The following is an 8,948-nucleotide window of genomic DNA, read 5'->3' on the forward strand; positions in this document are numbered from 1 at the left end:
ACTTTCTTGTCTAAATAGTTTAGCGATTCTTGTCCTTGTACAACTACAACTGTAAAAAGACATGAAAGTTTAAACTAAAATCACATGAACAATGATAAATAGCCATTACCATAAATTTTGTAGGTACTTTCATGTCTCAATAACGGGACATGAAAGTCTAAACTTTTCGAACATAGGACAAGAAACTCTAAACTACTTAGCCAGTAATACTACAATATTCGAAAGTGAAAGATTACCTCAAAGTAGTAATCAATGGATTAATTATATTAAATCTCTGTGGGCTGCGGGGATTGCGACTGAAGCTGAGATTTAATATAAAAGTTCATATATAATAATAAAATTAATGAGGAATCCTGTATTAACAGGACTCTATTTTGATTGTTTCATTACTAATTCTTGCAATGTACTTTATAAACTCAATAATGGGATATGATCCTAATAAAGGATACTGTGTGAAAAAGAATTGGAAAAGATTTTTGTATTTCCTATTAGTTGAAAACCCTTAATTTTAATCGGACTTTATATATTCTATCTCTTTTAGAAATTTCTTATGAAATAAGCTCGGATATTCACGCCTAAAAAGCCATTTTTTATACATAGCTTTAGCAATAAATCGTCGATACAAAAGAGTCGTCCGTATTCTAAAAAGACTTAGATACAAAATAAAAACGGGTTTAATGAGTATTTTATATTTTGTACTTCTATGGACAAAATATATTTATTATCAAATCACTTTTTATTTGTTGTATACGAAGGGTACAACTAATAGAAGTATTAGATATTTAGCAAATTTACATTAGCGATAGGATAATGCCTGTTTTCCTAATGCTTCCCATGATTGAATGAAGATATCTTGGCTTACTTTGTTTTCTTTTTTCACAGTTAATGGGTCATTGATATAAATGTATTTGTCCTCCAAACCTACAATAACAACAGCGTGTAAATCCAAAGGAGCTGTAATTTTTTTGTCATCATGTTTCCAAGATTCCCATCTATCTGGAAGGCGATAATCTCCTGTAGTCCATACTACTACAGGTTTACCGAGCTTAATTTGAGCTAACACAGTATTAAAAGATTTTCCTGTTAAGTTTACTGTACGATTTGGCAGATAACGTTCCATTAATTCTTGTAACGGTTGAACGTGGACAGCGTATCCCTTATTTTTTCCAGTTATATCTCCAACAAAACCTTCTTTAGGATCTCCCCATTGAATGATGTCTCCACTTTTATTTGTAGACAGTGGGGTAGGATCTTTCTTTATCTCGCTAGCTAAATCCATTTTATTAACCTTAGCGCCTGCATGGTGTAGTACCATCGCTAAACTTGTAACTTCGCATCCATATTTTAATTCTGGTTTTTGCGAAATAAGCGGCACATCTAGAATGATTTTTTTAGTGGCTGAAGTGGGAGATGGTTGTAAAGGTTTACTTTTTTGAAATGAATGTGTTGTGTTTTGAGTCAATTTGTTATCTTTATGTTTAACTTGTAATTCATTCTTTATAAGAGAGGGTGGTTTGTCTGAACATCCCGCTAAAATTAAAGATAAGGCATACAAAGTTAGAAATCTTTTCATATCATTCACCTTTTTAATATTACTTACTTGATACCATAATACTATACTCTATTACCCGATACTTTTTAGAGGTGTAGAAGGTTTAATGAGCTTCCTTTTATGCAACAAAGCAAACTAACTACGTGTAATAAAACGGAAGTCCACGTGTACCGAGTAATAGTTTGTGACTTTAAGTTACAGTTATAGTATAAGCGCGTTGAGGAAAGCTATGCAGAAATAAAAAGTATTAAAAGCTTTATTCCAAAAGTGACTAATGAAACAAGTATATATCTGTCTAAAATGTTTCGCTAATCAAAATGAACTTTTTTGAACATTTTATGTTTTACGAAGAGAGAAATGAATAATGAATCCTTTAACAAAATAGGAAATGAGTATATTTCTTTCTTTTTATACAAATTATTAAGGGTGATATACTTATGAAATCAGTAGCTTTAATTAAGAGATTATAAATTGTTGAGGTGATTCAATATATGCCAAAGTTAAATGTAGAGGGATGTAGCCTTTACTACATAGTAAAAGGAGAAGGGACTCCTATCATTTTTATTCACCCACCTACACTTACCTGTGAAAATTTTGAATATCAGATAGAAGAGTTATCTAGAAATTTTAAAGTAATCGCTTTTGATGTTAGAGGACATGGAAACAGTCAGAGTTCAAGTCAGCCAATTACGTATTCACTAATTGCTAAAGATATGAAGAGTTTACTGGATTATTTGGAAATAAAAAAGTCTTTTGTATGTGGGTATTCAACAGGAAGCTCAGTTGCCTTGGAATTTTTATTAACATATCCTGAAAATAGTTTAGGGGGAATTCTAATAGGTGGAATGTCAGAAGTGCGTCAAGGATATTTAAAAAATAAAATTTCTCTTGGAGTCCAATTAGCGAAAGCAAGAGCAATTTCATTTTTAGCATTTGCCATTTCATGGGGGAACTCTAATACAAAAAAATTATTCAAAAAAATGTTTCGAGAAGCTCGGAAAGGTAATGCAAAAAATATCGAACAATATTATCGTTATAGTTTGCACTACAAATGTACCAATCGTCTTAAAGGTATTCATCTACCTATGTTATTGGTTTATGGACAAAATGACAAAACTTTTTATAGTCACGCAAACTTACTACATGAAGAATTGCCATGTAATGAATTAAGATTTATTCCTGGTGCAAAACATCAAATACCAACAAAAGCGCCTACAGAGTTAAATCAAATGATTGAGCAGTTTGTTTATACTCATTCTAAGGTGCCTAAAGAAGTTCTTACATCATAAAGTATTATCTCAAATTTAAAAGAGATTTAAAATTAATATTTTCAAAAGGATAACGGTATAAGTTTTGTTTTTAACTTAAAAAATTATAATGAACAGTAGATCAATTAGTGATGAAATTGCGGAAACAGAAGATTTCGAAAATTGAAGATGAAAAAGCAACCTATAAACCTAATGGATAATGAAGGTAGGAGTTAAAGGAAGATACATAACAATTAACAAGTGGAGATGTTGAAAAGTTAATTCGGATCACCATATCAAAAAAAGAAAATTATACGTATTAAAACAGATTAGCCGATTTCCTGTAAAACAAGGAACCGGCTATCTGTTTTTTATGGAGTTGTTGTCTTTTAATAGTGACAGTTATTAGTTTGGATTACTTTGTTTCTTTTGTGTGTTAGGCTTAATTTCATCAGCAAACTCCATATTTGCCAAGTTTACTTTGGATGGAATAAATGTTCTTGTTTTATTTTGAAAACCTTGGAACGTATGTTTTATAGGTCTTATCATACTTGAATTACGTGTTGCTAATACACCAAAAACTGTTCCTAATCCTAGTAAAGAAGCCCAAATCCATCCTTTATTGTTCTTCTTTTTATTTCCGAATAACTCAAACATTTGTTGAGTTATTTTTTTAGAATTGAATAATGACATCAAAAATTTAAGCATATTCATTTTTTGTCCCCTTTGTAAAATATCGTAAAAAGAAACACTCGTTTCAATTTCACATAATTTATGATGCGATATTTTATAGGGATTTATGATTCCAACTTATACTAATAATTCTTGATTTTTAAACCGGAACGTCCTAATATTACCTAAGTTTTTTTCTGAAATACGAGAAATAGTTTTATAAAAAAATCAAAATGGAACTAATAAGTTATGTATTATTAGATTGGAATTTTATCAATTCTTTCTCAATAGTCGGTTATGTAATGTCGAAAGGGTGAGTAACGCAAGAATCGAGCCTACTAAGGCAAGTGACATATCCCATTGTGCATCCCATATATCGCCTTGCATACCTAAAAAGTCTTTTGCCCCTTTTCCTCCCTTTGCTAGTTGAAAAGCTAACCATTCAATGATTTCGTATAATGCAGCAATAGCAAGTGAAATACTTATACTAATCGTAACTAACCAAGGGCCTTCAGTTAGTTGGGTTTTCCGTAATAAGATTTCTCTTATCACAATGGTAAACAAGCCTTTTATCAAATGTCCAAATCGATCGTAGTGATTTCGTTTTAAATCAAAAACATCTTGTATCCAATTAAAAAGAGGCACCTCTGAGTATGTGTAATGTCCACCGACAAACATTGTAATGGACAAGATTGTAACAATCATATAAGAGAGAGTGGTGAGACGAAACTTATTGTACGTTGCAATTATAATGAATAGACCGAAAATAGCAAGAATAGCCTCTGCTGCCCATGTCGAGTATTTTGCAGGGTTAATAACAGACCATATAAAAACAGTGATAACAGCCAATAATAAAAATAGGTGAATCACTATACGTTTGTTTCTTATCAATTTTTTCACTCCTATTGAAGTTTTTTGCTTAAAGTATTTGAAAAAAAAACAATTTCGTATACAGAGTAATTATGATTGTTTACTCCCTTTTCCATTTTAAGATAGGCTTACAGATATCTTAAAATCTTACCTTTTCAATAATTATATTTAATTCTAATTGGATGTATGGGAAAAAATACTGAAAAAACTTCAGCATATTCTTTTTTTAAAAGTAGATGATAATAGCATAAATATTTAACTGAAAGGAGGAATAATCCCGTGAGGAAAAGAAAATATTTACTTGCTTTTATGTCTACTGTTTTATCTGTAGGTTTGTTATGTGGTTGCAATGGTGTTGATGAAGATGAGCCAGATCCGACGGAAGAACCTTCCGAAGAAATTCGCGAAAACAATAATCAATAATAGGCCAATATAGGCGTTATCATTAATATACTGTTATCAAACAGCCTAATTGGAGTAGAACAATATGAAGCGTGATTAAATGGAATAGAACAAGCAAAAAAACACCTCTTACTATCGTATTTAATTAAATACGATAGTAAGAGGTGTTTTTAGTTATAATAGTAGCATTTCAAAACTCGTGCACTTTTTGTTCTTTCTAACGATCATCATTCTACCATGCTATTTCATTATATGTATCTAGATTATACAACAAAAATTTTAATATAGAACGCCACAAGGCTTTTATTATTTAAAGGTGCTTACTTATACGCAATTTTAAGAATTTGTATAATATTCATTGTGATGTCAATAATGGATATGGAATGAAAGGATGATAAGCATGAAGTGGCTTGTAATTGGGATCGGGATTCTGTTATTGATTATTTTGTTTATGTTGTTTTTGAAAATATCTTTGAAAGTTACTTTCTTATATACAGAAATAGAGAAACAATGTTTACTACAAGTTAAAATATGGAAATTTAAATATACGTTTGATGTATTAGAAAGAATAGAAAAGCAGCAAAAAAAGACTGGACAAAAAATTGAAAAAGCAGAAGAAGAGGGCGGTATTGAAAATAAAGTAATGGCACAGATTGATAGTATTGGAGAGATAGTAAAAAAGTTGCAAGAGATTCATTCTGTACTTAAAAAAAATCTAAAAAAAGTTAAAATCAATCAATGGAGATGGCATTCACAAATTGGAACAGGGGACGCAGCTAGTACTGGAATCATAACAGGTTTTGCGTGGTCAATAAAAGGACTGGTTGTCGGAGTTGCTGGAGAATATATGCATATTATTGATATACCAGAGCTTGAGATTACGCCTGTATTTCAAGGGAAAGGTTTTGCATCTAGGTGTGAATTAACAGCGTCATTTCATATTTATCGTTCAATAATAACTGTATTTATGTTACTTATATTCATGAAAAAACAACAATCTGTTCAAACATAAAGTACTTTGAATTATTTTATGTTTCATTTCAAGGAAGTGAAACAAACATTTTATGGGGAGATATAAAATGTTTGTTTTTAGGAATTCCTCAGGAGGTAAATTAATTAGTCGGATTGATCTTAATTTTGATGTCTCTACTATTACTCATTGAATTGAAATTTATACAATGCTACTACCTGATTTGGCATTAATTTCAAACGGAGCGTATAGTCTTTTAACGGGAGGCTTTCAAAATAAGACAATGAATCTGTTTGGAGTATCTTTATAACACTAGTTGTTACAGAAAAAGTAAAGTTAACTTATAATAACATCGTTTATGGTGTATTAGAGTTAAAAGAAAAATACGTACCAAATAAAGTTGAAGAAGTAAATAAGGCGTTTCAAACAACAGATTCTCAACACCATGGAGTAAAAATAACGTATACCTGGCAAGGTCAGTTCATTAATAAAAATCCCTCCGAAAAATAAAAGCTTTAGGTAATTCTACAAAGCGCTCTCATAAACAAGGGAAGAATTTAAAAATGAAAATCGGAATACGATTATAGGATTTCAAACAAGAAACTCAGCTCATATAGCACATGAGTATATTCAAAAAACTGCACTTGAAATAGTTGATGAATCAAATTCAGATGATATTCAGTAGAAATTAGAATGAAAAGCTAAGAGGTTATATAGACTTATTCCAATTGTCCGGAAGCTTTTGCATCATACTTGTAATAGTCTCAAAAGATTTACAAATAGGATAATCTATTTATTAATATTGGATTATTTTTCCGTTGATGTTTGCACCAGACATATGTATAATTTAAATCGTAATCATTACGATTTAAATGGAGGTTTTATAATGAAAATTGCATTTACAAAGAAGGTAGGTATATTAACTATTAGTTCAATGTTAGTATTAGTAGGCTGTCAGACTTCAAGTTCATCTAAAAAGCAAGAGCAAACATCTGAAAGTCATACACACGAAAATGAACACGATCACAGTCATGATCATAGTGATGCTCATGATGAAGAAATAGAAAAAATTTATGAAGGGTATTTCGAAGACAACCAAGTGAAGGATCGATCACTCTCCGATTGGAAAGGAGACTGGCAATCTGTATATCCATATTTACAAGATGGAACGCTTGATGAGGTATTTGCTTATAAAGCGAAACATAAAGGTAAAATGACAGCTAAAGAATATAAGGATTATTATAATGAAGGGTATCAAACAGATGTTAACCGTATCGTGATTCAAGGCAATACTGTAACATTCTACAAAAACAAAGAGGGAAATTCTGGTGAGTATATCTATGATGGGTACGAAATCCTGACATATGATGCAGGGAATAGAGGTGTAAGATACATATTTAAACTAGCAGAAAAAACAGAAGGAGTTCCTCAGTATATTCAATTTAGTGATCATGGTATTTATCCGAATAAAGCTGGTCACTACCACTTGTATTGGGGTGACAATCGTGAAGCTTTATTGGATGAAGTCATACACTGGCCTACCTACTACCCATCGGATATGGATGGACATGATATTGCCCACGAGATGATGGAGCATTAAATTAGGGGCCACGATGATTATTTCTTTGACAAATATGTAAGATTCAAAGGTTATCAGTCTAGAATAGTATTGTTTAATACTCAAAAGTTAACTATAAAAAATACTCTTTTATAATAACAAGTGATTTATACATGCTTTTGATAGATATTTTAGTAAATGTACTAAATCAAATAAGTTGAGAAAAAGTAATCCTACACTTCGGTAAATGGGCTTGTAAAGATACAGTTGCAGTAGAATTGGTCGTGGAAGTAGGGTATTCACCTAACGTGAAATCAACTGAACTAAAAGCAGAAGAAATTCGTTTAATTAAAAATATCAACCAGAAAATAAAACAAGTGGTAAACCGTATATACGTATAATGCATCTGATCCCTAAAAATTTATCTTTTTGGGGATTTTTCTTTAAATAAATTATATTCTTTCGAATTTATTTATTTATTTGGTTTAACATTAGATTAAATGTATATTATATAGATTTAAAAAATTTTAGTTTAGAGTTTCATGTCTTTTTACATCAGCTTATTGAAGTTTTAGGTTTATAATTAATAGACAGTTTAGTTCGAGGATATTTTTAATTGAGTAAATTTAAAAGCCCTGTTTTTAAAGACAGGGCTTTTAAAAAGGGATGACAGTTAACAACTGAAGATACCTTTACATTACCATTATTGGGATTTTTATTCCATATTTTTGTATTGAGAAATAAATAATATATGATGTAAAAGGTGAGATGAGTAGAGGGTTCTTATAGGTTTAGCAATATGAGAAAGAAAATATCTTGATTAAAGTTATCTTGAAACGAGGAGTGGAAGTATTATTTTTTCTTAGAAAGCATCATTCAAAGTCATGTATAGATTATAATATGAATAAATATAGTTTGGTCAAAAAATTATAAGACACCAATTCATTGGAACAGTAAAAACTATTTTCGGAATAGGTGTCTTTTTTGTATTGAGGAAGAATATATTTTCTCAACAGGACAAATTGTAATTATCTATAAGTATTACTTATAAGGATAATAGGAAAATAGAAATTAATAATAAAGGAGAATGTGAAATGTTAACAGTAATATCTAATAATGATCTAGCTAAAATTCGCGAAGAAGATGTAGATGTAATAAGGGTAATGGCACATCCGGTTCGATTAAAAATCATAAGTGAATTAATGAATCATAAAATGTGCAATGTAACACAGTTAACAGAAGTATTAAAACTTCCACAATCCACTGTTTCACAACATTTAGCAAAGTTAAGAGGAATCGTACTCCGTGCAGAAAGAAAGGGGTTAGAGATGCATTATTATATTGATAATACTAAAGCTCGTCAGATTGTAGAAATTTTAGGGCTGTAGGTTAGTAATACGTAAAAGTTTCCTAAAATACCAACCGTACCAAAAGAGCGTCTAAGCGTTGGACATTTAGGAGTGGAACAACCAGCATTAACACTCAGGGAGGCGAAAGGTTACTTTCGTCGTGGAACTGAGAAGCTCTGACATCACCATTTGCTATGTGGTGAGTCGTTCACATGGAGTAAACTTGGTAGTTAAATTTAAATATGGTTTAGAACTTTATAATTCAATTATAAGGTTCTATTTTTAATATAAAACATTGATTGTGATTCTTAAAAAATATTTAGTCTAT

The 8,948-nt window shown here is 30.6% G+C and carries 9 protein-coding genes and 1 pseudogene; 7 read left to right on the top strand and 3 right to left on the bottom strand.

Annotated features, from left to right (window positions below; translation table 11 throughout):
- Window positions 1–796: 796 nt before the first annotated feature.
- Window positions 797–1,573, bottom strand: a complete 777-nt coding sequence (locus MR167_RS28920; protein WP_242316068.1) for a C39 family peptidase — start codon at window positions 1,571–1,573, stop codon at window positions 797–799.
- Window positions 1,574–2,043: 470 nt separating this feature from the next.
- Here MR167_RS28920 and MR167_RS28925 point away from each other — a divergent pair, with 470 nt between their 5' ends.
- The gene (locus tag MR167_RS28925; protein ID WP_242316069.1) at window positions 2,044–2,841 is read left to right on the top strand and encodes an alpha/beta fold hydrolase; all 798 of its coding nucleotides are present in this window, start codon (window positions 2,044–2,046) and stop codon (window positions 2,839–2,841) included.
- Between the two features lie 363 nt (window positions 2,842–3,204).
- Here the strand turns inward: MR167_RS28925 and MR167_RS28930 are convergent, their stop codons facing one another.
- Both MR167_RS28930 and MR167_RS28935 read right to left on the bottom strand, forming a co-directional pair.
- Window positions 3,205–3,513 (bottom strand): hypothetical protein, encoded by a 309-nt coding sequence (locus MR167_RS28930; RefSeq protein ID WP_078994669.1) that lies wholly within the window; start codon window positions 3,511–3,513, stop codon window positions 3,205–3,207.
- 231 nt (window positions 3,514–3,744) lie between these two features.
- On the bottom strand, window positions 3,745–4,362 hold the full coding sequence (locus MR167_RS28935; RefSeq protein ID WP_242316070.1) for a DUF2238 domain-containing protein: 618 nt from the start codon (window positions 4,360–4,362) through the stop codon (window positions 3,745–3,747).
- Window positions 4,363–4,620: 258 nt separating this feature from the next.
- On the opposite strand from MR167_RS28935, the gene MR167_RS28940 reads away from it, so the two are divergent.
- From MR167_RS28940 to MR167_RS28955, 6 genes and pseudogenes are all read left to right on the top strand, one after another.
- The gene (locus MR167_RS28940; RefSeq protein ID WP_001231640.1) at window positions 4,621–4,764 is read left to right on the top strand and encodes a hypothetical protein; all 144 of its coding nucleotides are present in this window, start codon (window positions 4,621–4,623) and stop codon (window positions 4,762–4,764) included.
- 370 nt (window positions 4,765–5,134) lie between these two features.
- Entirely contained in the window at window positions 5,135–5,755 is a 621-nt protein-coding gene (locus tag MR167_RS28945) for a DUF2953 domain-containing protein (protein WP_242316071.1), read from the top strand.
- A gap of 264 nt (window positions 5,756–6,019) precedes the next feature.
- A complete protein-coding gene (locus MR167_RS33770; protein ID WP_353842118.1) occupies window positions 6,020–6,223 on the top strand; it encodes a hypothetical protein in 204 nt (67 codons plus the stop codon).
- 46 nt (window positions 6,224–6,269) lie between these two features.
- A pseudogene (sat, locus tag MR167_RS33775) lies at window positions 6,270–6,398 on the top strand (sulfate adenylyltransferase); the annotation flags it as partial.
- A gap of 201 nt (window positions 6,399–6,599) precedes the next feature.
- Entirely contained in the window at window positions 6,600–7,313 is a 714-nt protein-coding gene (locus MR167_RS28950; RefSeq protein WP_242316072.1) for a ZinT family metal-binding protein, read from the top strand.
- 1,052 nt (window positions 7,314–8,365) lie between these two features.
- On the top strand, window positions 8,366–8,659 hold the full coding sequence (locus MR167_RS28955; RefSeq protein ID WP_000958629.1) for an ArsR/SmtB family transcription factor: 294 nt from the start codon (window positions 8,366–8,368) through the stop codon (window positions 8,657–8,659).
- The last annotated feature ends 289 nt before the right edge of the window (window positions 8,660–8,948 follow it).

Origin of the sequence: Bacillus cereus group sp. BfR-BA-01355 (assembly GCF_022663675.1) — a bacterium.
GTDB lineage: Bacteria > Bacillota > Bacilli > Bacillales > Bacillaceae_G > Bacillus_A > Bacillus_A thuringiensis_S.

Coding starts and splice junctions, on each gene's coding strand:
- MR167_RS28925 (WP_242316069.1), top strand. CDS start 2,044: ATGCCAAAGTTAAATGTAGAGGGATGTAGCCTTTACTACATAGTAAAA.
- MR167_RS28955 (WP_000958629.1), top strand. CDS start 8,366: ATGTTAACAGTAATATCTAATAATGATCTAGCTAAAATTCGCGAAGAA.
- MR167_RS28950 (WP_242316072.1), top strand. CDS start 6,600: ATGAAAATTGCATTTACAAAGAAGGTAGGTATATTAACTATTAGTTCA.
- MR167_RS28930 (WP_078994669.1), bottom strand. CDS start 3,513: ATGAATATGCTTAAATTTTTGATGTCATTATTCAATTCTAAAAAAATA.
- MR167_RS28945 (WP_242316071.1), top strand. CDS start 5,135: ATGATAAGCATGAAGTGGCTTGTAATTGGGATCGGGATTCTGTTATTG.
- MR167_RS28920 (WP_242316068.1), bottom strand. CDS start 1,573: ATGAAAAGATTTCTAACTTTGTATGCCTTATCTTTAATTTTAGCGGGA.